The sequence below is a fragment of the Pediococcus argentinicus genome (assembly GCF_001437605.1).
Lineage (GTDB): Bacteria > Bacillota > Bacilli > Lactobacillales > Lactobacillaceae > Pediococcus > Pediococcus argentinicus.
This window is the reverse complement of record NZ_JQCQ01000005.1, coordinates 1-20,880: the sequence shown is the minus strand read 5'-3', so window position 1 is coordinate 20,880 and position 20,880 is coordinate 1. Positions and strand designations below refer to the sequence as shown.

General features: G+C 37.8%; 21 protein-coding genes. 15 read left to right on the top strand and 6 right to left on the bottom strand.

The window, feature by feature from the left end:
- Positions 1 to 16 precede the first annotated feature (16 nt).
- Positions 17 to 682, bottom strand: a complete 666-nt coding sequence (locus IV88_RS02020; RefSeq protein WP_057798202.1) for a histidine phosphatase family protein — start codon at positions 680 to 682, stop codon at positions 17 to 19.
- 144 nt (positions 683 to 826) lie between these two features.
- Here IV88_RS02020 and helD point away from each other — a divergent pair, with 144 nt between their 5' ends.
- The 4 genes from helD to coaA all read left to right on the top strand — a co-directional run bounded on the left by helD (position 827) and on the right by coaA (position 6,609).
- Positions 827 to 3,124 carry an RNA polymerase recycling motor HelD gene (gene helD, locus IV88_RS02015; RefSeq protein ID WP_057798200.1) on the top strand — a complete coding sequence of 766 codons (2,298 nt, stop codon included), beginning with the start codon at positions 827 to 829 and terminating at the stop codon, positions 3,122 to 3,124.
- A gap of 123 nt (positions 3,125 to 3,247) precedes the next feature.
- Complete coding sequence (alsS, locus tag IV88_RS02010) at positions 3,248 to 4,924, top strand: acetolactate synthase AlsS (RefSeq protein ID WP_057798198.1); 1,677 nt, start codon at positions 3,248 to 3,250, stop codon at positions 4,922 to 4,924.
- Between the two features lie 11 nt (positions 4,925 to 4,935).
- A complete protein-coding gene (gene budA / locus IV88_RS02005) occupies positions 4,936 to 5,643 on the top strand; it encodes an acetolactate decarboxylase (RefSeq protein ID WP_057798196.1) in 708 nt (235 codons plus the stop codon).
- Between the two features lie 42 nt (positions 5,644 to 5,685).
- Positions 5,686 to 6,609, top strand: coding sequence for a type I pantothenate kinase (gene coaA, locus IV88_RS02000; protein ID WP_057798194.1), 924 nt, complete (start codon positions 5,686 to 5,688; stop codon positions 6,607 to 6,609).
- 82 nt (positions 6,610 to 6,691) lie between these two features.
- Here the strand turns inward: coaA and IV88_RS01995 are convergent, their stop codons facing one another.
- The 4 genes from IV88_RS01995 to IV88_RS01980 form a co-directional block, all read right to left on the bottom strand.
- Complete coding sequence (locus tag IV88_RS01995) at positions 6,692 to 8,131, bottom strand: APC family permease (RefSeq protein ID WP_057798192.1); 1,440 nt, start codon at positions 8,129 to 8,131, stop codon at positions 6,692 to 6,694.
- A gap of 244 nt (positions 8,132 to 8,375) precedes the next feature.
- Positions 8,376 to 8,933 carry a GNAT family N-acetyltransferase gene (locus IV88_RS01990; protein WP_057798190.1) on the bottom strand — a complete coding sequence of 186 codons (558 nt, stop codon included), beginning with the start codon at positions 8,931 to 8,933 and terminating at the stop codon, positions 8,376 to 8,378.
- Positions 8,918 to 9,490: an LURP-one-related/scramblase family protein gene (locus IV88_RS01985; RefSeq protein ID WP_057798187.1), complete on the bottom strand. Its 573-nt coding sequence runs from the start codon at positions 9,488 to 9,490 to the stop codon at positions 8,918 to 8,920. The genes IV88_RS01990 and IV88_RS01985 overlap by 16 nt, the downstream gene beginning before the upstream one ends.
- Positions 9,491 to 9,507: 17 nt before the next feature.
- Positions 9,508 to 10,380 carry a Cof-type HAD-IIB family hydrolase gene (locus IV88_RS01980; protein ID WP_057798185.1) on the bottom strand — a complete coding sequence of 291 codons (873 nt, stop codon included), beginning with the start codon at positions 10,378 to 10,380 and terminating at the stop codon, positions 9,508 to 9,510.
- A 117-nt stretch (positions 10,381 to 10,497) separates the two neighbouring features.
- Here IV88_RS01980 and IV88_RS01975 point away from each other — a divergent pair, with 117 nt between their 5' ends.
- From IV88_RS01975 to IV88_RS01965, 3 genes are read left to right on the top strand one after another with little or no spacing between them, the layout of a single operon-like run.
- The gene (locus IV88_RS01975; protein WP_057798183.1) at positions 10,498 to 11,181 is read left to right on the top strand and encodes a uracil-DNA glycosylase; all 684 of its coding nucleotides are present in this window, start codon (positions 10,498 to 10,500) and stop codon (positions 11,179 to 11,181) included.
- 2 nt (positions 11,182 to 11,183) lie between these two features.
- Positions 11,184 to 11,669 (top strand): tRNA (adenosine(37)-N6)-threonylcarbamoyltransferase complex ATPase subunit type 1 TsaE, encoded by a 486-nt coding sequence (gene tsaE / locus IV88_RS01970; protein WP_057798181.1) that lies wholly within the window; start codon positions 11,184 to 11,186, stop codon positions 11,667 to 11,669.
- Positions 11,647 to 12,135: a GNAT family N-acetyltransferase gene (locus IV88_RS01965; protein ID WP_057798179.1), complete on the top strand. Its 489-nt coding sequence runs from the start codon at positions 11,647 to 11,649 to the stop codon at positions 12,133 to 12,135. The genes tsaE and IV88_RS01965 overlap by 23 nt, the downstream gene beginning before the upstream one ends.
- On the opposite strand, the gene IV88_RS01960 is transcribed toward IV88_RS01965, so the two are convergent.
- Positions 12,132 to 12,668 (bottom strand): 3'-5' exonuclease, encoded by a 537-nt coding sequence (locus IV88_RS01960; protein WP_057798177.1) that lies wholly within the window; start codon positions 12,666 to 12,668, stop codon positions 12,132 to 12,134. The two genes, IV88_RS01965 and IV88_RS01960, sit on opposite strands and share 4 nt — an antisense overlap.
- A 76-nt stretch (positions 12,669 to 12,744) precedes the next feature.
- Here IV88_RS01960 and IV88_RS01955 point away from each other — a divergent pair, with 76 nt between their 5' ends.
- The 8 genes from IV88_RS01955 to IV88_RS01920 all read left to right on the top strand — a co-directional run bounded on the left by IV88_RS01955 (position 12,745) and on the right by IV88_RS01920 (position 20,843).
- Positions 12,745 to 13,668: a Gfo/Idh/MocA family protein gene (locus IV88_RS01955; protein ID WP_057798175.1), complete on the top strand. Its 924-nt coding sequence runs from the start codon at positions 12,745 to 12,747 to the stop codon at positions 13,666 to 13,668.
- A 35-nt stretch (positions 13,669 to 13,703) separates the two neighbouring features.
- The gene (gene murB, locus IV88_RS01950; RefSeq protein WP_057798174.1) at positions 13,704 to 14,606 is read left to right on the top strand and encodes a UDP-N-acetylmuramate dehydrogenase; all 903 of its coding nucleotides are present in this window, start codon (positions 13,704 to 13,706) and stop codon (positions 14,604 to 14,606) included.
- A gap of 237 nt (positions 14,607 to 14,843) precedes the next feature.
- A complete protein-coding gene (gene cdaA / locus IV88_RS01945; RefSeq protein ID WP_057798172.1) occupies positions 14,844 to 15,692 on the top strand; it encodes a diadenylate cyclase CdaA in 849 nt (282 codons plus the stop codon).
- The gene (locus IV88_RS01940) at positions 15,689 to 16,498 is read left to right on the top strand and encodes a CdaR family protein (protein WP_057798170.1); all 810 of its coding nucleotides are present in this window, start codon (positions 15,689 to 15,691) and stop codon (positions 16,496 to 16,498) included. Before cdaA ends, IV88_RS01940 begins: the two co-directional genes overlap by 4 nt.
- Before the next feature lie 2 nt (positions 16,499 to 16,500).
- Positions 16,501 to 17,862, top strand: coding sequence for a phosphoglucosamine mutase (gene glmM, locus IV88_RS01935; RefSeq protein WP_057798167.1), 1,362 nt, complete (start codon positions 16,501 to 16,503; stop codon positions 17,860 to 17,862).
- Between the two features lie 190 nt (positions 17,863 to 18,052).
- Positions 18,053 to 19,867 (top strand): glutamine--fructose-6-phosphate transaminase (isomerizing), encoded by a 1,815-nt coding sequence (glmS, locus tag IV88_RS01930; protein ID WP_057798165.1) that lies wholly within the window; start codon positions 18,053 to 18,055, stop codon positions 19,865 to 19,867.
- Between the two features lie 198 nt (positions 19,868 to 20,065).
- Entirely contained in the window at positions 20,066 to 20,380 is a 315-nt protein-coding gene (locus tag IV88_RS01925) for a hypothetical protein (protein WP_057798163.1), read from the top strand.
- Between the two features lie 82 nt (positions 20,381 to 20,462).
- A complete protein-coding gene (locus IV88_RS01920; protein ID WP_057798161.1) occupies positions 20,463 to 20,843 on the top strand; it encodes a hypothetical protein in 381 nt (126 codons plus the stop codon).
- Positions 20,844 to 20,880: the final 37 nt, after the last annotated feature.

The window sequence follows — 20,880 nt, the reverse complement described above, 5'->3', positions numbered from 1 at the left end:
TGCATACTCCTCGTCTTTAGTTTAATGGTGTGTCAGCATGATTGTTGTAGAAATCAAGTTGAATACCATCATCGTTCATTGTTACTTTACTAATGCTTCCGTTGGCAGGACCCCAAGTAACGTCAAGGTCAGGTTGAAATTGCTTGGCAATTGATCGAATGGTTGTACCATGGCTAACAACTAAAATGCGATCACCATCGTTAGCTTTTTCAAACACATCTGAGAATCCACGGTTTAAACGTTCCCAGAATTCAACGTTGTTTTCGGCATCGTGAAATGGATCAGCGGCCTTCATAGCATCTTTTGAATCTTCAATCTTGTGTTCTTCCAAAAAGTTATGGAATGTCTTTTCGCCAGAAATTGGCATTAAAACTTCGAACCAGGTTTGAGCAGAATCTGCCCCTTCATAGTAACCGTAAAATTCTTCACGAAATTCGGGTTTTACTTCTAATTCAGGTTCCTGTTTATTTTCAGAAATAATGGCACGAGCAGTATTGATAGCACGAGTCGTATCTGAAGCATAGACCTGATTAAATGACAAATCAGCTAAACGTTGACCAGCATTGTGGGCATCGGCTAGACCTTTATCAGTAAGTGGTGAGTCAGACCAACCTTGCATGCGGTTGTACTTATTAAAAATGGTTTGTCCGTGACGAACAAAGTAAATTTCAATCGTTTTCAAGGGTTATCATCCTTCCTAAATGTAAGTTTACAAACAGCTTCAATTTTACCATATCTAAATATCAACATATATAAGAAGAATAATTGTTTAAATCCTCAAAATAGAGTAGAATATTTACCTAAATAAATAGTGGGAGTGAAGCATTTGGCAGATCAAATATTTGAACAAGAAAAGCATCACTTGGGTACAGTAGTTGATAAAATCGGTACTGCAATCAAAAAGGCAGAGGCTGATGCAACAACTGCAAAAAATAATCAGACTGAAATTGAAAAGAACTTTTTCAAAGATGTCCGCGTTAATACTGGTACCTATTCTGGAATGATGGATACCGCTATTTCAGTGCGTCAGCAGCAACAGTTATTATCAGAGCGAGAAAACAGCTGGCGCCACGCCACTGATCGCTTAGACACATTACAGAAGCTAGAGAAACGTCCATATTTCGCTCGAATTGATTTTCATGAAGATGGTGAAAAATCTGATGAGGCTATTTACATTGGGCTGAGCTCCTTCTCTGATTCGCCAGAGCATTTCTTGATTTATGACTGGCGTGCACCCATCTCCAGTGTGTACTATGATGGCCAAATGGGGGATGTTTCTTATCAAACACCTGATGGCACGCAACACGTTAATTTAAAACTTAAACGCCAATTCACGATTGAAGATTCTGAACTAAAGACCGTCTTTGATACCGATGAAACGATTGGGGATCAAATGCTATTGAATGCATTGGGTAATCAATCCGATGTCAAAATGAAGAGTATTGTTTCAACTATTCAGCGGGAACAAAATAAGATTATTCGAAATACGGATGCAGACTTGTTATTTGTACAAGGAGCAGCTGGATCAGGTAAGACAGCTGCTATTTTGCAACGAGTGGCATTCCTTCTTTATCGTTATCGCGGTAAGTTGAATGCGGGACAAGTTATCATGTTTTCTCCTAATCAGTTATTTAATGATTATGTGGATCAAGTTTTGCCTGAATTAGGCGAACAAAACATGATTCAAATGACTTATTACCAATTTACACGTCGTCGAATTCCCAATTTAGAGATTGAAAATCTACAAGAACGATTTGAAAAGCAACGAACTGAAGAAGAACGTCGAATTCAATCATTTGAAGGAAGTTTGCAATTTTTCAATGCGGTTACTAAATATGCTGAACATCTGGGTACCAGTGGAATGCGATTTAGAAATATTACTTTCCATGGTAACCATTTTGCAGACCGTGATCGTTTGAAAGAAATTTATTATTCATTCAACTCAACCTACAATTTAGGAAACCGATTAGAAGGAACCAAGGACGAGTTGATTCGAATGCTGAATCGTAAGGTCGGCTCTGAGATTCGTTCGAAATGGGTTGAAGAAGCGGTTCAAAATCTAAGCCAAGAGGAATTACATGACCTCTTTAAAAATAATCCGCGTGAATTCAAGGATAATGATGAAGAGTTTAAGTTCTTAGCTCGTCAATTAGTGATTAAAGAACTACAGCCAGTAAAGAATGCTATTACTAGAAATCGCTTCTTCAATATCAATGCGCAATTTATTCATATGTTGCGTTCGATGCCAAAGATTGTTGATTTTGATAAGTTGAATATTTCTGAAGCTGGCTGGGATGCCCATGTTGAACAAGTGATGGCTGACATGAAAGATCATCATATTTCAGCCCAAGGTTCATCTGCCTACTTATACCTGTTTGACTTAATGACTGGAAAAAAAGGTGAACGCTCAATGCGTTATGTCTTTATTGATGAAATTCAAGATTATAATGCCTTTCAGTTAGCATACATTCGCTTCAATTATCCGCGGGCTAAATTTACATTGCTGGGTGATTTAAATCAGGCTATTTTTGCTGGCGAAACAACTCACAGTCTGTTGACAGAGTTGTCACAAATGTTTAAACCTGAAAAGACGGAAGTAGTTCAACTATCGAAGTCTTATCGTTCAACGCAACAAATTACTGATTTCACTAAGGAAATCTTATCTGAAGGTGAATCAATCGAGTCCTTTAACCGAACTGGTGAATTGCCAACAGTTCAAGTAACAGCCGACGAGAAGTCACTTCTGAAGGCTGCTCAAAGGCAATTGGCTCGAGATCGACAGGATCATGAAACGACAGCTATTATTGGTCGTGATAGTGTTGATTGTGAACGAATTGCAGATCTCTTAAAAGAAGCTGGCGAGTCAGCAACACTTATCAGATCTGAAAATCAGCGCTTAGTTGATGGAACAATCATCGTGCCATCATTCTTGGCGAAAGGTTTGGAATTTGATTCAGTTATTGTATGGGATGCATCGGATAAAAAGTATGAAGCTGATTACGATCAACAATTACTCTATACAATTTGTTCCCGTGCAATGCATCGCTTAACTGTGATTGCACAGCAACAAATTAGTCCATTGATTGCTAAAATTAACCCTGATTTATACCAATCAATTCAGTAATTACACGTTATTGATAAATACGTAATATATTATTAAAGCTAAGTAAAAATCTTAGCTTTTTTATTTTGTGGTCTGGTATGATGGTGGGGCAATACTAAGAGGAAATGAAAAGAGGACACAACCGTGATTGATAAAAGTTATACAGGAGCGGATTCGATTTTAGATAGTTTGATTAACCATGATATTCCATACGTTTTTGGAATTCCAGGTGCTAAAATCGACCTACTATTTGAACAATTAGAACATTCAAATCGGGCTAAAAAGCCACGTTTAATTATTACAAGACATGAACAAAATGCTGCATTTATGGCCGCAGCAATTGGCCGCTTAACTGGTAAACCTGGAGTAGCATTAGTGACATCTGGTCCCGGAGTTGGTAACTTGGCAACTGGACTTGTGACAGCTACCGCAGAAGGTGATCCAGTATTAGCCATTGGTGGACAGGTTCCCCGAAATGACTTATTGCGCCTGACTCATCAAAGTATGCGAAACGCTGCATTGTTTGAACCCATCACGAAGTACAGTGTGGAAGTTCAGGAGCCAGAAAATATTTCAGAAGTTGTAGCTAATGCATATCGTGCGGCGGTTTCATCTAAACAAGGTGCTAGTTTTATCAGTATTCCTCAAGATGTGGTTAATGCCGGTGTTACTTCAAGACCAATCAAGCCGATTCCAGATCCAATCTTGGGCCCTGCTAGTCCAGTCGAAGTTGAAAAACTAGCCAATGAAATTAAAAATGCTCAATTACCAGTCTTATTACTAGGAATGCGTGCATCTTCTCCAGAGGTTACCAAAGCAGTTCGAGAATTAGTTCGGACAGCTAATATTCCAGTTGTTGAAACTTTCCAAGGTGCTGGAATTATTTCACATGACCTGGAACAACATTTCTATGGTCGTGTAGGACTATTCCGTAACCAACCGGGAGATCAATTGATTAAGCATAGTGATTTAGTAATTCCAATTGGTTACGATGCGATTGAATACGAACCACGAAACTGGAATGCTGAAGCTGAAGGTCGCATCATTACAATTGATGATTCTCCAGCAGAAATTGATCATAACTTTGAACCCGAACGTGAATTAGTTGGTGATATTGCACAAACATTAAACTTCTTAACACCTTATTTGCTGGGTTATCAACCAACTAATGAGGGCCAAGACTATTTAGAAACACTGCGTACCAAACAAAACAAACAAGATTTGCCACCAGTGATTGACGATAAAAGCCAGTTGAATCATCCACTTTCAATCATCTCAGCACTCCAATATCGGGTGTCTGATGATATGACGGTTTCAGTGGATGTAGGTAGTCACTACATTTGGATGGCTCGTCATTTCAGAAGTTACGAACCACGTCACTTACTATTCAGTAACGGGATGCAAACACTTGGAGTGGCTCTTCCATGGGCAATTTCAGCAGCGCTTGTTCGTCCAAATAGTAAATCAATCTCTGTTTCTGGTGATGGAGGCTTCCTATTCTCTGCACAAGAGTTGGAGACTGCTGTTCGTGAAAAATTAAACATTATCCATATTATTTGGAATGATGGTTACTATGATATGGTTAAGTTCCAAGAAGAAATGAAGTATGGCAAGGCGGCAGGGGTTAACTTTGGTCCAGTTGACTTTGTTAAATATGCCGAAAGTTTTGGCGCAACTGGATTGCGAGTTGAAAAGCCCGCTGATCTAGGCAAAGTCTTAGATCAAGCTTTTGCAACTGAAGGACCAGTGGTGGTTGATATTCCAGTTGACTACTCTGACAACGTTAAACTTGGAGCTACAATTTTACCTGATCAACTTTAAAAGGAGTTACGATGACACAATCAATTTTATTTCAACATGGAACACTAGCAATGTTAGCGGATGGTTTATTTGATGGAACCATCACGCTGAAAGAATTGCTTAAAAAAGGTGATACAGGAATTGGAACGGCTGAAGGACTAGACGGTGAACTGATTATTTTAAATGGAATTGCATATCAAGCCAAAGCTGATGGTACCGTGGTTCAGCCGGATGAAGACACGTTAATTCCGTTTGCTAATGTTCATCAATGGGACCCAGCTTCTGAAGTTGATCTTAATCAGTGTTCAACCTCCGATATTATGGGTGTGATTGAGGCTGAGCATCTAACCAATACAATGGTTGGATTAACGGTTGCTGGTGAGTTTGATATGGTTAAGACTCGTGCGGTCAAAAAGCAGAATAAGCCATATCCAACTTTGGCTAAAACTGCTTCTGAACAGGCCGTTTTTCAGAAAAATTCTATTTCAGGGATGTTAGTAGGATACTATACTCCCGGCCTATACGAAGGTATGGGTGTGAAAGGATTGCATCTACACTTTATTAGTGAGGATCATCAATTTGGTGGACATGTTTTAGATTTTGAAGTTGTCTCAGGTGAATTAGCTTACCAGGCTTTCTCTGATTTCCAACTTCATTTACCAGTTGATAACAAAGACTTTATGACATATGAACCAACAGCGCTAGATGATGTTAAGGCCGATATCAAGCAAGCTGAATAATATGGTAAAATGTAGCTAATTTAGCAAACGAGGATATTAAATTTGGCAGAAGCGGATAGTTATTTTAAAATTGACCGGGATACCTGGAGTACTTTGGTTCGAGATATTGAATTGCCTTTAACACAAGAACAGTTGAAGGAAGTTAAAGCTTTTAATGATCAAATTTCTTTGCAAGACGTTCAGGATGTTTATATTCCGTTGATTCAGCTTTTGAAGAAGAAGTTTATCGACTATGATCGTTGGCAACGTGATAAGAATGATTTTTTGAATATCAATAAAACTAAGTCACCATTTATCATCGGAATTTCAGGTAGTGTTGCAGTAGGGAAGAGTACCACGGCACGACTATTACAGTTGTTGTTGAGTCATTTATTAGTTGGGGTGAAAACTCAATTAATTACGACGGATGGTTTCTTGTATCCAACTAAGGAACTGCAGAAGCGTGGGATTCTTGATCGAAAAGGTTTTCCTGAAAGTTACAACATGCAGGCCTTAATCGACTTTCTAGTCGCGATTAAAGATGGACAGCGCAATGTCAAAGCTCCAATGTATTCACATCAAGTTTATGATATTGTTCCAGACGAATACGAAGTTGTTGACCAACCTGATATTCTGATTGTGGAAGGTATTAATGTATTACAATTGCCATCTAATCAATCTATTTACGTGAGTGATTTCTTTGATTGGTCAATTTATGTTGACGCAACACCCGACCTGATTAAAAAATGGTTCTTGGATCGCTTCCTGGCACTGAGAAACCTAGCTAATAATGATCCAGATAACTATTACTTCAAATACGCACAAATGACTGAAGTAGACGCAATTAACTTTGCTAAGCAAATCTGGCAGACGATTAATTTTAAAAACTTAAAAGAATATATCCTACCAACCAGATGGCGAGCCGACGTGATCCTACACAAAACTAGTCATCATATAATGGATCAGGTTATGATTCGGAAATACTAAAAGTCGGAGTAGAAATAAGGCGGTTTGATTCTGAACATAGACTATTAAAGTTAGGAAATGAAAAGACCCTGAAGTAAAAACGTTAGTTTTTACCCAGGGTCTTATTTTGTTCATATCGAGCAATCAACGGTAAGATACAGCCGATTGCTACCATGATAATTGGGGTAATAATGTTTAAAGTTAATTCGTGCCAGTATGGACCGGAACCGAATGGCACATCTTGTGGGAAAACACCCATCGTTGCCGCAATAAATGTGACTGCGAAGCACCAGCCGCCAACTAGAATAGCTAAACGGTCATTTTTAATGAATACGTATGAGGCTGGAAATTGATTCTTCTTTTGTCGAACTCGGATGAAAGCAAAGAAGATCCAGCAAGTTACGAATGGTGAGACGATTCCATTTAAGTTCAGTAACCAGTTGAAGATTTCATTCATATTAGGAAGAAAAACGCCTAATAATAAAATGCCAGCACATAACGAAGAAGTCATGATATAACCGTTGATTGGAATTCCACGTCGGTTAACTTTTAATAGTTTGCTTGGCATGTACTTTGGACCAGTGTCGGATACTAAGATTCGTGTCATGGCATCTAAAAGTAAGGCCAATAGTGCAAACATATATAGCAGTTGAGCGACGATGAAGGCATAGAGCATTGTTTTACCAAGTCCCAAATGTTCACCCACGATTTGGAAAGCATAGAATGATCCGTTCATTTTTAAATCAACTGGTAGGTGATAATGATTGAAGAACACACCTAGTGATAATGATCCGAAAATGGTTAAGAATCCGGCCATTACAGTCATTAACATAATAGCTTTCGGAAAGTCTTTTTTAGGATTTTTCATCCGCGTGACGTATGGCGCAACTAGTTCGGAACCACTGGTTGCGTAAATCAGAAGTCCAATCGTTGAAAGGAAATGTAGATTAAATTTCGGTACAAACACACTTGGCGTAATTGGCGCTGAGGAAATGGCTCCACCTTGAAGTAAGTCAACGCCAGTCAAGACAACGAATAGAATTGTCATTAAGAACATTGCACCACCGCCGATAATACTCAAAACCTGAATCGAATGTTGAATGTGCGATTGAATTAAAATGAATATTACAAAAATGATAAAGGTCAGCAGGGAAAATAAAACGTTACTCATATGCTTTTCCATTGAATTATTCCCGTGGATCAGCCAGCCAATTGCTACAACAACTGAATTGGCAGTATCGACAACGTAAGGGATTGATGCAACCCAGTAGGTCCATGCGGTAAAGTAACCGAGTGTTTCGCCACTAGTTTCGCGAACCCAGGTAGTTAAGCCACCACCTTCATCATCAAAAGTAGATCCCAACTGACCGACCATTAAACCATAAGGAATAATGTATAAGGCAAATAACACGATCCACGAGGTAATTACCCCAAGACCTTGGTTTTTAAAATTATAGATAATGTCATCGAAGCCAATTACATTAACAAATGCCATTAGCGCGAGAACAGGCCAGGTAATATATTTTAAGCCGGTCTTTTTCATAAGCATTCTTCCTGTCTAAGTAGTATAACCTTTCACATTATACTGGATTTAGGCTCGGCATAAAAGAAGAGTGAGAAAAAAGGCGGTTTGATTCTGAGCATAGCATAGGAAATCGAATGATTCGTATTTGGAATCGTTTGGTTTTCGTAGCTAAGCACAGGAATCAGTCTTTTTTCTCCGATTTAGACTATTAAGATTAAAAACGAAAAAAGACTGAGAAAGTATTTTTTCTCAGTCTCAGTGTTTAGATTTCTTTTTGAAGATGCTTGTACTCGTGACCACTGACCATTTGAGTTTTAAAATCTTTAAATCCTGATCGACGATATAAACGTTCTGCATCTGGATTAGCTAGATCAACCAGTAACCCGATTTTAGTTAGTCCTCTTTGACTAGCGTAATGGGGGATTTCATTTAGTAACTTAGAGCCAATCCCTTGTCGTTGAAATTTAGGATTTACAGCAATAGAGTTCAAATACCACTCTTTTTCAACCGCTTCTGGTTCAGTGAAGACTGGTTGCTTTGGTAGTTTTGCATCAAAGTGATTACCGAATTCAGCTAGAAGGGGTTCCTCATTGGAGCCATCGTATCCAAATGCAACTCCGGCAACTTCACCGTCTTGAACAGCCACGATTGTATCAGCCAATTTAGCGTAGGTGTCGCTCTGAAAGGTTTTAACAAATAAATCCATTACTTCTGATTCAGGATTATTGAGTAAAATTGGTAATTCCATATCATCTAAAATGATTTTGATTAAATTAACGACTTGAGGCATATCGTCTTTTGTTGCTAGTCTGAGTTCCAATGTGATTCCTCCTTAGTAAAGTTGTTATAAGAAGCACTGCCAGAATTAAAGTTCCACGACCGTCTTAATTTCGGCTCCGTAAGTGGGGGACGCTTTTGTACCCAACGATCTAAAATTGCTGCTAGTCCAATGAATACAGCTGTGTGTTCATTTTCAAAACAGTTCAATTCGATATAGGCACTTCCGTTAATTAATACGCGATTGATTTCTAGAATAACTTTCATACCGCTCCGAACTTTGAAGTGACAGGTAGTTGTATTTCCGGAAATCAACCAGTTCAGTTTATTCACAAATAAAAATCCACGAATGAAACCAATTGGAGTTGAAACTGTCCCAACTTCTTGATTATCCATTAGTATTTGAAACTTAGGAGTTTTACCAACTGAAAGCTGTTTTATCTCAGCTTCAAGTTGGCCGCTTACACCATAAACGGATAGGGCGTCATGCTCAATGCCCCACTTACCAACTAGTAGGTACTTTGAGTTATGATTTTGATCTCTAATTACAGTGGCTCCCTTGTTTTCTAAGCCTTGGCTTTTAAGATAGAACCTTTCCATAACGAAATCTCCATTTTTTATTGATGATTATTTTTAAGTTGCTCTAAAATGGCTTTTCCAACACCATTTTCATTGTTTGAAACGGTTAAATGATTTGCGATTTGTTTGATAGCAGGAACGGCATTACCCATGGCATAACTCGTATCTGCAACTTTCAACATAGATGCATCGTTGATGTTATCGCCAATTGCCATAACCTGTGACATTGGTATGTTCAGCCCGTCAGCGTAATGTTGTAGAGCGATTCCTTTTTGAGCACGGGGGTTATTAATTTCAATATTGTTTTCAAATGAAGAAGTGATAGCAACATCGACTTGATCTTCAATTTTTTCTTGGATAGGACGTAATTGTTTTTGACCACCAGTACCAAATGCAACGATTTTAAGAATCTTAATTTTTGTGTCATCTAGAATTTCTTGATAGCTGTCAACATAGCGAATATCCATCAATTCGACTCGAGCCGATGACATTGCAACGGCTAGTTTAAATGGTGTGTCAGGGTTCAAGCCTTCCAGTAAGAGAGAAAGGTTTTGAATTCGATGAGTCCGACTGTTAGAAACAACACCCTCGGAAGTAGTAATTTCATAATATAAACCAGCTAAATCAAGCTGACGCATGATTAAACGGGTCATTGTACGTGTGATTGGAACCATGTCTAAAATTTTGCCGTCAACATCGTAAATTGCAGCCCCATTCAGTGTGATTAACGGTACTGAAATACCAAAGGCTTCGACTAAAGGCTTAGCCTCTTTATATTGACGTCCAGTTGCAACAACAAAGTGGACACCTTCAGCTTGAGCTTGTTTAATAGCCTCGGCATTCTTAGGTGGAATCTGCATTTGTTCGTTTAATAGAGTACCGTCCATATCTGAAGCAATAATTGAGATCATTCTATCCACATCCATTCAATCGTATTTCTTTAATTCTAACATGAACATGACCAATTTTTTAGTAAATCGGTTATTATAGTAGATAGTAAGTAAACGGATTAAAAAGGAGTCTTTGAAGTGAAAGTAATTATTGATAATGATTGGCAGCAAGTACTAGAACCAGAATTTGAAAAGGATTACTACCAAAAACTTCGTCAGTATCTAAAAAAAGAATACGCCACTCAGACAATATATCCTGATATGTACCATATTTTTCAGGCGTTTAAATGGACACCATTTAGTAAAGTGAAAGTCGTTATTTTAGGACAAGATCCATATCATGGACCACACCAAGCGCATGGCTTAAGTTTTTCAGTTCAGCCAGGGGTTAAAACTCCACCATCACTGGTTAATATTTATAAAGAATTAGAGAGTGATTTAGGTGTTAAACCTGTGCAACATGGCTATTTGAAAAAATGGGCTGATCAAGGAGTGCTATTGTTGAACTCGGTTTTAACAGTTCGAGGCGGTGTGGCTTTTTCTCATCAAGGAATGGGTTGGGAAAGATTAACTGATTCTGCCATTAAGGCTCTTTCAGATCGAGAACAGCCAGTGGTCTTTATTTTGTGGGGTAAGGCGGCCCGTGATAAAATCGCACTAATTGATCAGAGTCGAAACGTAATTATTCAGTCGGCTCATCCAAGCCCCTTATCAGCATATCGTGGTTTCTTTGGTTCTAAGCCGTTTTCAAAAACCAATGAAGCCTTGATTGCGATGGGTGAACAACCAATTGATTGGCAATTGCCGGAAAGTGTGGACTAATAATGGATACATTTCAACTTGAAGATGAAGCACAAACCATCGAATTTGGTAATGCGTTGGGACAACTGTTAAAGCCCAATGACGTTGTACTATTGGACGGTGACTTAGGAGCTGGCAAAACAACCCTTACAAAAGGAATTGCACAAGCATTAGGAATTAAGAGATATATAAAGAGTCCCACGTATACAATTATTCATGAATATCATGATGGAAAAATGCCACTCTTTCACATGGATGCTTATCGTTTGGAAGATGGCGGAGCCGAAGATTTAGGCTTTGAGGACTATTTCAATGGTGATGGCATTACCGTGGTTGAATGGTCGGAATATATTCAGGACTTTTTACCAGATGAATTTTTGACTGTTCACTTAGAACGCAATCATGATAATACTAAGCGTTTTGCAACAGTTGAACCGCATGGAGAACACTACAATCAAATTAGTTCAGAATTGGAGCATAAATTAAGTGACCGAAGAAGTAACTTTTAGAGAAGCCGAAGCAGCCGATGCTCGTGAAATTGTTAATCTTTTTGCAACGCTATCTAACGAGAGTGATACCTTCACTGTGGATAATAGTTTTGAAGGGATGAGTGATGATCAAATTGGGCAACAATTAGATTTAATTCAGCGAAGCCCGCAGAACTTTATTCTGTTAGCTTGTTTAGGACCCGAACTGATTGGAATTGTCACAATTATTGATTCTGAACATAACGAAGGTGCAGAGCTTGGGGTTGCTGTTAAGAAAGAATTCTGGCATGCGGGTATCGGGAGTGCACTTGTCGATGAAGGAATGTACTGGGCTGAACAATTCAGTGCTTTAAAACGTGTTTGGTTAGATGTTATCAATACAAATGAGTACGCTGTTAAAATTTATCAACAGAATGGATTCCAAAAAGAAAAGACCTTCCAAGATGAACAAGGAAGATCTTTGATTCGTATGAATCGTGATTTTTAACTAAATTGTTTGATAAATGGCTGAATAGCATCTGTACCAAAGTTTTGTTCTTCATATAATAAGATGTTGGCACAAGCACGACTATCATCAAGAGCATTGTGATGATGTTGAAGTTCAATTCCGAGATTATTGCACATCGTATCTAATTTATGATTAACATAATTAGGAAAGAAACTCTTGGACGTCTTCACAGTATCTAATGTTTGATATGGAAGTCGGTTTAAGTCGTAGCGTTCTAAAGTTTTCTTGAGGACACTGTTATCAAATGTATTGTTATGAGCGATTACTAACTGGTCAGGTGTGAAAAACTGTTCAATTGCTGGCCATAGTTCTGGGAATGTTGGAGCATCAGCAACATCTTGTTCATGAATTCCATGGACTTGGATATTGCGCCAATTAAATTCCATTTCGGGATTGATCAGGGAATATAGTTCATCAGTGATTTGATCATTTTTAACGATAGTTAATGCTAATGAACAGGCGCTTGCACGAACGGGTGCCGCAGTTTCAAAATCAATTGCTACAAAGTTCAAAGATTTCACCTAGCTTTCAAAAGTTCTACTGTGTATTTTAACTAACCTGAAGCAGACAGTAAAGGAAGAACGATTTATGAAGAAACTCGGTATTATTGGAATCGGTAATATTGCACAAAAAGCATATTTGCCAGTTTATGAACAATTACGAGATCAATACGAATGGCACATTGTCAGTCGTCATGAAGAACAGCTCAATCATTTAAAGCAAAGATACGGATTTAAATATGGTCATACTTCAGTTGAGGAATTGATTGAAGAACGGCCCTTAGCGGTTTTTGTACATACACCGACATCGTCACATTATCAAATTGTAAAAGAACTTTTGCAGTCTGATATTAATGTTTATGTAGATAAGCCCATTTCGGAAAACTATCAAGAAGTTGAAGAGCTTTTTCAAATTGCGAGAGACCACAAAGTGTTGTTAACGTGTGGCTTTAACCGCAGATTTGTTCCAGTTCACAAAGAAATGAAAGCTATTGGACTGCCACACAGAGTGTTTGCGTCTAAAGTGAGACAAAATGAATTACAGGAACCAAAGTTTGCGGTTTATGATTTATTAATCCACGTAGTTGATTTAGTTCAATTTGAATTAAATAGTGATAAAGCAAAATACGTTGGCGGCCTAATTACATTAACGGATGACGAGCAGTATCTAAAAAGTGCTGAAATAACCATGCAAGGTTCCCAAGGTGTTGGAACAGCGCTAATTGGAATGCAAACTGGTGTGAATAGTGAATCAATTTTAAAAATCAGTAATCAAGGTGTGCTGCAGGCTAAAGATTGCCAAGAATTAACACATACCAATGCTGAAAATGAAACAATTACTCGTGGTGGGGACTGGCAAAGATTGTTAATTACACGGGGGTTTGAACCTTTAGTAAATGAATTTTTAGACGCAGTTGTGAATAAAACTGATAATCCAGTTTCAGAAAAGTCAGTTTTATCCAGTCATTGGTTGTGTAGTCGTTTATTAGAAGAATCGAAAGTGATAAAATAAATACCAGACAATTTATTTAAGCAGAGGAGAATTTGATGATGGCTCCAGATATTAACGATGCATTTCCAGATATGCAGATTTTTAAAAATGAACCTTTATCAAAATATACAAACACAAAAACCGGTGGACCAGCCGACCTGTTGGTCTTTCCTGAATCAGTTGCACAGACAAAGCAACTTTTGATGTGGGCAAATGAAACTGATACCGCATTAACTATTATTGGTAATGCTAGTAATTTAATTGTTAGAGATGGCGGAATAAGAGGACTAACTCTTATTCTAACTAAAATGAACCGGATTCAAGTTCAAGGCGACGAAGTTATTGCTGACGCTGGTGCAGCTTTAATTCAAACGACTGAGATGGCATATCAGGGTGGTTTGACAGGACTGGAATTTGCTGCTGGAATCCCAGGTTCCATTGGTGGTGCGATTTTCATGAATGCCGGTGCTTACGATGGCGAAATCAGTGGTGTCGTATCAGAAGTTGAAGTATTAACTCGTGATGGCGAAATTAAGATTTTAAATAATCATGATTTAGATTTTGGCTATCGTCATAGCAGTGTCCAAGATTACGATGATGTTGTGTTATCAGCCACTTTCAAATTAAAGCCTGGCAATAGCACACGTATTAGAGCACGAATGGATGAGCTTAACTTATTGAGAGCCTCCAAACAACCGTTGGAATACCCATCATGTGGAAGTGTATTTAAACGACCAACAGGATATTTTACTGGTAAGTTAATTCACGAAGCCGGACTTCAAGGATATACTTCTGGTGGTGCTCAAGTTTCAATGAAGCATGCTGGTTTTATTATTAATGTCGGTGGTGCTACAGCAACTGATTATATGAACGTAATTCATCATGTTCAAGCAACTGTCAAAAAGCAGTTTGGCGTTGCACTAGAGACCGAAGTTAGAATTATCGGTGATGAGAAATAAGGGTTGAAATTAGAGCAAAAAATAAGATGTTTTGATTCTGAGCATAGCAAAGAAAGCCGAATGATTCGTAGTTTGAATTATTTGGCTTTTATAGCTAAGCGGAGGAATTAATCTTATTTTTCCGATTTAAACAAGTGAGGCTATACTTGGTATATTTCCAACCTTTTTTTGGTTTAAAGGATTATCAGCGTGTTTTAGAGTAAATGGTATAATAATTTTAAGTAGGGGGACATACATATGAAAATTGATTGGTCCCAATTTTTAACATGGGGTAACTTGATTAACTTAATTGATATTCTAGTTGTTTGGTTTGTCTTTTATGAATTAATCATGTTATTGAGAGGGACAAAAGCAGTTCAACTTTTCAGAGGAATTGTTGTGATTGCTTTGATCCGTGTTGTAAGTTGGTATTTCGGACTATCAACCGTTTCGTGGTTGATGGATCAAGTTATTAACTGGATTGTAATTGCGATGGTTATTATCTTCCAGCCAGAGATCAGACGTGGATTGGAACATTTAGGACGTGGTTCGTTATTTGCTAGAACCCATTCGCAAAATGACGCCGCCAATAAGATGATTGAAGCGTTGGATAAAGCTATTCAATATATGTCTAAACGTCGAATTGGGGCGTTGATTTCCATTCAAATGGATACTGGTTTGGAAGAATATATTGAAACTGGTATCGCATTAGATGCTGATATAACGGGTGAGTTGCTGATTAATATCTTTATTCCAAATACGCCACTGCATGATGGGGCGGTCATTATTAAGGATAATAAGATCGCCGTTGCGGCAGCATATTTACCTCTATCTCAAAGTAATATGATTCCCAAAGAACTTGGTACTAGACATCGTGCCGCGGTTGGGATGAGTGAAGTAACTGATGCTTTAACAATCGTTGTCTCTGAAGAAACTGGTGAAGTTTCGATTATGAAGGATAGCGAATTACTTCGTAGTATGGACCAAGAATCATACCTTCGTTACTTCAGAGCTCAATTGATTAACGATGAAGAGGTTCAAAAGTCAGGATTAGGATTTGTGGCAGACAGCATTGCATCCTTCTTTAGGGGAGGTGACCACAAATGAGAAAGTTCTTCACTAGAAACTGGATGTATCGCCTCTTAGCACTAATTTTTGCAGTCTTATTATTTGCATATGTTAAGACCGACAAGGGCGCATCAACACGAGTGTCGGGGATTGCATCACATCAAGATACATCTATATTGATGTCTGAACGGACAGCAACGATGACTATGCCAGTTGATTTAGATATTAATAACTCAGACTACATCGTGAGTGGTTATCCTGCTAAGGTGAAAGTTAAATTAACGGGTCCTAGCGCATTGGTGACTACCACAGTTAATACCCAGAACTTTAAGGTTTACCTACCGCTCCAAAGCTTAAGTACCGGTGATCATCGGGTCGCCTTTAAAGCACAAGGATTGAATAAAGATATTTCATATCAAATTACGCCGGATAAAACCGATGTTACAATTGCACATCGAAAGACCGAAACATTTGCGATTCAGCCTCGTTTTGATAAATCGATGGTTGCTAAGGGATATGTAATTGGCACTCCTAAGTTAGGTAGTACAACGGTCAAAGTAACAGGTTCAGTTGCGGACGTCAGCAAGATTTCACAAGTTGTTGCGGACATTAGTGTTCCAAAAGGTACAAAAGCTGATTTAAACAGCCAGGTACTTCTACAGGCACTTGATGCAAACGGCAATATTGTAAACGTCATTTTGAGTCCACAGACAGTAAATGTTACACTACCAATTAGTAAAGAGAAGAAAACTGATCAAAAGAACGATGATAAAGCTGATATAAGTAATGCATCTTCTGATAAACAAAATAGTACAGATAATCAAAGCAAAGTGAATGGAGAATAATTATGAAGTTGAAATATTTTGGGACTGATGGTGTTCGTGGAATTGCAAATCAAACCTTAACCCCTGAATTGGCTTTTCAATTAGGCCGTACTGGTGGTTATGTCCTAACAAAACATGCTAAAGATGGTGAAAAGAGACCTAAGGTATTGGTATCACGTGATACACGTATTTCTGGTCAAATGTTAAAAGAAGCATTAGTTTCTGGATTGCTCTCAGTCGGTATTGAAGTAATGGACATGGGTGTTGTTACAACTCCTGGTGTTGCCTACTTAGTTCGTCGTCAAGAAGCTGACGCTGGTGTAATGATTACAGCATCACACAATCCTGCTCAAGATAACGGAATTAAATTCTTTGGTTCAGATGGTTATAAATTATCTGATGAATTAGAAGGAGAAATTGAAGTATTACTCGATGCTCCTAAAGATGAATTACCACGTCCTTCAGCAGAAGGATTGGGTGTTTTAACGGACTACCCAGAAGGTGCATTAAACTACACTTCATTTTTGGAACAAACAATCCCAGATGATTTAGAAGGCTTAAAGATTGCTGTTGATGCTGCAAATGGTGCAACCAGTGGCTTTGTTTCTCAAATTTTTGCTGATTTGAAAGCTGATTTTAGTACTACAGCAACTAAACCAGATGGATTGAATATTAATAATGGTGTTGGCTCAACGCATCCAGAGAACCTTTCTAAATTTGTTTTAGACGAAGATGCTGATATGGGTGTTGCTTTTGATGGTGACGGAGATCGTTGTATTGCTGTTGATGAAAATGGAGACATTGTTGACGGTGATAAGATTATGTTCATCTGTGGAAAGTATCTCAGTGAACGTGGCCGTTTGAAGAAAGATACTGTTGTTACAACAGTTATGAGTAACCTAGGTCTATACAAGGCCCTTGAAGCTAACGAATTAACATCAGTTAAAACTAAAGTTGGAGACCGTTATGTTGTTGAGGAAATGCTCAAAAATGGTTATAACCTGGGTGGAGAACAATCAGGACACGTTGTATTTTTAGATTACAATACAACTGGCGATGGTATGCTAACAGCCATTCAGTTGATGTATATCGTCAAGCAATCAGGTAAGAAATTATCAGAATTAGCTAGTGAGGTTACGACTTATCCACAAAAGCTTGAAAATATTCGAGTTCAAGATAAGAAGTTAGCTTTAGAAAACCAAGCGATTAAAGATATTATTAAACAGGTCGAAGAAGAAATGGACGGGGACGGTCGAGTTCTCGTGCGTCCTTCAGGAACAGAAGATTTATTGCGAGTTATGGCCGAAGCTCCAACACAAGAAACTGTTGATCAATATGTTGACCGTATTTCAGCTGTTGTGCGCAGTGAAGTTGGTGCTGAATAATTAAAATTAAAAAGAACTCAGAGATGAGTTCTTTTTTTGTACACAGATCGTAGCATATACCTATATTGAATTTTAACGATACCAAATTTAAGTATTTTCTTGACAATCCCATTTTAATGCATTATATTCTTACTTGTCAGTTAATACCAATTAACTAAAATTGTATATACCAAAAAAGGAGAATTTCTATATGTGTGGAATTGTTGGAGTAAATGGATTGAATAATGCAACAAGTGTCTTGGTCAATGGTTTGAAAAAATTAGAGTACCGTGGATATGATTCTGCCGGTATTTACGTGAATGAACAAAATGGAAAAGACCATCTTGTTAAAGCACAAGGAAAGATTATTAATCTCGAAAATAAGATTACAGATAATGTTCAAGGTAGTGTAGGAATTGGACATACCAGATGGGCTACGCATGGTATACCAAGTGTTGAAAATGCCCATCCACATTTTTCACAAGATGATCGTTTTTATTTAGTTCATAACGGCGTAATTGAAAACTATCTTGAATTAAAAGAAACATACTTAAAAGGTGTTCATTTTGAAAGTGAAACTGATACAGAAGTTGTTGTTCAATTGATTGATAAGTTTTCTAACGATGGATTAAGCACACCAGATGCTTTTCATAAAACTATTAGTTTGTTAAAGAACTCTTCTTACGCATTTATCTTAATGGATCGTGAACAACCTGATATTCTATATGTGGCTAAGAATAAGAGCCCATTATTGATCGGTCTTGGATCAGATTTCAACGTTGTATGTAGTGATGCACTAGCAATGTTAGATGTTACAGATTTATTTCTAGAATTACATGATAAAGAAGTAGTCACTGTAACTAAGAATGATGTCAAAATTGAAAATGAAAATGGCGAACAGATTACACGCGAACCTTTCAAAGTTAATATTGATCCAGCAGCTGCTGATAAAGGTGCTTACCCATATTACATGTTGAAAGAAATTGATGAACAACCTGCTGTAATGCGTCGAATCCAGGGTAAATATCTTGATAATAACGAGCCCAAATTTGATGCTAAATTAATCAAACAACTAACAGACGCCACAAAGCTTTATATTGTGGGAGCTGGCACAAGTTATCATGCTGGACTAGTTGGTAAGAAGTTATTTGAAAAGTTAGCTAAAACGCCAACTGAAGTGGTGGTAGCTTCGGAATTCGCTTATGATGACCCAATTATTGAAGATGGTGCAATGTTCATTTTCTTGAGTCAAAGTGGTGAGACGGCTGACAGTCGTCAGGTTCTGGTTCGAGCAACTAATGAATGGAAAGTCCCAACACTAACGATTACAAATGTTGATAATTCAACATTAGCTCGTGAAGCTGATAATGCAGTCACTTTGGAAGCCGGTCCTGAAATTGCAGTTGCTTCCACCAAAGCATATACAGCTCAAATTGCAGTGGAAGTACTTTTAGCCACAGCAGTGGGTCGAATTAAGGATATTACAGCTGCTAAAGAGATTGATTTAAATGAACAATTTAGTCAAACAGCTAATGCAATGCAAGTAGTTGTGGATGAAAAAGATCAAATTCAAAAGATTGCTGAAGACAATTTAGCTAAAACCCGTAATGCCTTTTATATTGGACGGGGACTTGATTACAATGTTGCACTAGAGGCTTCATTGAAGCTCAAAGAAATCTCATACATTCAAGCTGAAGGATTTGCAGCTGGTGAATTAAAGCATGGAACAATTGCTTTAATTGAAAAGGGTACACCAGTCATTGGAATTATTACACAAGCTGCAACAGCTGATAACACACGCAGTAATTTACAAGAAGTATTATCACGTGGAGCCAATGTGATTAATATTGTTCGTGAAGGCTTAGCTAAAGACGGCGATCAGATTATCATACCAAGTGTTGATGAGATCATGATGCCATTAGTTAGTGTTGTTGTCGGCCAGTTAATGGCTTACTATGCAACATTGCTTAGAGGATATAATGTGGATCAACCGCGTAATTTAGCTAAGAGTGTTACAGTAGAATAATTTTAAAATTGGATTGACAGATAGCTATGAAAGCGCTATCATTTAATTTGTAAGGTAGCAGCGCATCTCCTACCTACAATCAATTCTCTTTCTCTCTTATATAAAGAGCTCGAAGATGGTAATTCCATTTTGAGTTCTTTTTTGTTTTGACAGTGTTAATCAACTATCGCTATACTTAATGAGCGGAGGCGACAACAGATGAAGAGTGAAGAAACATTTACATTGATTCAAGAAATAACTAGGTTAGATGGAACAAAATATTTAGAACTAGGTAATATGATGTTAAATGGGCGCGCAGAGTTAGCAGCCGAGCGAGGTTATATTAAATCAGTTCGGATTATGCAGTTGAACATTTCACATTCACAACATGTAATGAATTATGAAAAATATATTGGCGAACGCTATGAAATGCCAACTGATAAGTTGGATCATTGGGAAGAATGGGAACGTGATGACCGGATTACAAAGGATTTTAATGCGGTATTGAACGAAAATCATATTTCTGAAAAATAGTGGCTTGAGTATATTGTTTGATTGTAATTAACTTTTTCGTTATAGTAATTATAAATTAAATGATATAGAAAGAAGGCCCATTATGCAAAATACACCAGTTAAGTTTGAGAAAATTTCAGCAATGATGTTAAGAAAACCCACAATTGAAGAAGTAGGTAGGTTTGTTAAGCATCCTGAACTTGTTCAACAAGTTGATGAAAGAACATGGGCGGTGCCTTTTTTTGAACCAATGGATTTATACTTAGTTTGTTTTGTTAATCTGGCTGGACATGCAATTATTGCTGCTAGTAAGGGATACATTAGCCATTCAACTAAATCCGTTGTTTTAACGGGACCGATCCCACTGTGCAAAGCTATTCAAGATATTAAAGAAGTTGATCCTCAGTTTGCTCAACATACAATCGATCTCTTTGAAGATGAAGTTCAAAAAGGCGTTGTTTCTTGGGGAGTGGTGGACTTTTAAAAAGTAAAATGAGCCTGGGAAATAACTAGTCTAAAAT

Coding starts and splice junctions, on each gene's coding strand:
- budA (WP_057798196.1), top strand. CDS start 4,936: ATGACACAATCAATTTTATTTCAACATGGAACACTAGCAATGTTAGCG.
- IV88_RS01995 (WP_057798192.1), bottom strand. CDS start 8,131: ATGAAAAAGACCGGCTTAAAATATATTACCTGGCCTGTTCTCGCGCTA.
- IV88_RS01985 (WP_057798187.1), bottom strand. CDS start 9,490: ATGGAAAGGTTCTATCTTAAAAGCCAAGGCTTAGAAAACAAGGGAGCC.
- IV88_RS01980 (WP_057798185.1), bottom strand. CDS start 10,380: ATGATCTCAATTATTGCTTCAGATATGGACGGTACTCTATTAAACGAA.
- tsaE (WP_057798181.1), top strand. CDS start 11,184: ATGGATACATTTCAACTTGAAGATGAAGCACAAACCATCGAATTTGGT.
- IV88_RS01955 (WP_057798175.1), top strand. CDS start 12,745: ATGAAGAAACTCGGTATTATTGGAATCGGTAATATTGCACAAAAAGCA.
- murB (WP_057798174.1), top strand. CDS start 13,704: ATGATGGCTCCAGATATTAACGATGCATTTCCAGATATGCAGATTTTT.
- cdaA (WP_057798172.1), top strand. CDS start 14,844: ATGAAAATTGATTGGTCCCAATTTTTAACATGGGGTAACTTGATTAAC.
- IV88_RS01940 (WP_057798170.1), top strand. CDS start 15,689: ATGAGAAAGTTCTTCACTAGAAACTGGATGTATCGCCTCTTAGCACTA.
- glmM (WP_057798167.1), top strand. CDS start 16,501: ATGAAGTTGAAATATTTTGGGACTGATGGTGTTCGTGGAATTGCAAAT.
- glmS (WP_057798165.1), top strand. CDS start 18,053: ATGTGTGGAATTGTTGGAGTAAATGGATTGAATAATGCAACAAGTGTC.
- IV88_RS01925 (WP_057798163.1), top strand. CDS start 20,066: ATGAAGAGTGAAGAAACATTTACATTGATTCAAGAAATAACTAGGTTA.
- IV88_RS01920 (WP_057798161.1), top strand. CDS start 20,463: ATGCAAAATACACCAGTTAAGTTTGAGAAAATTTCAGCAATGATGTTA.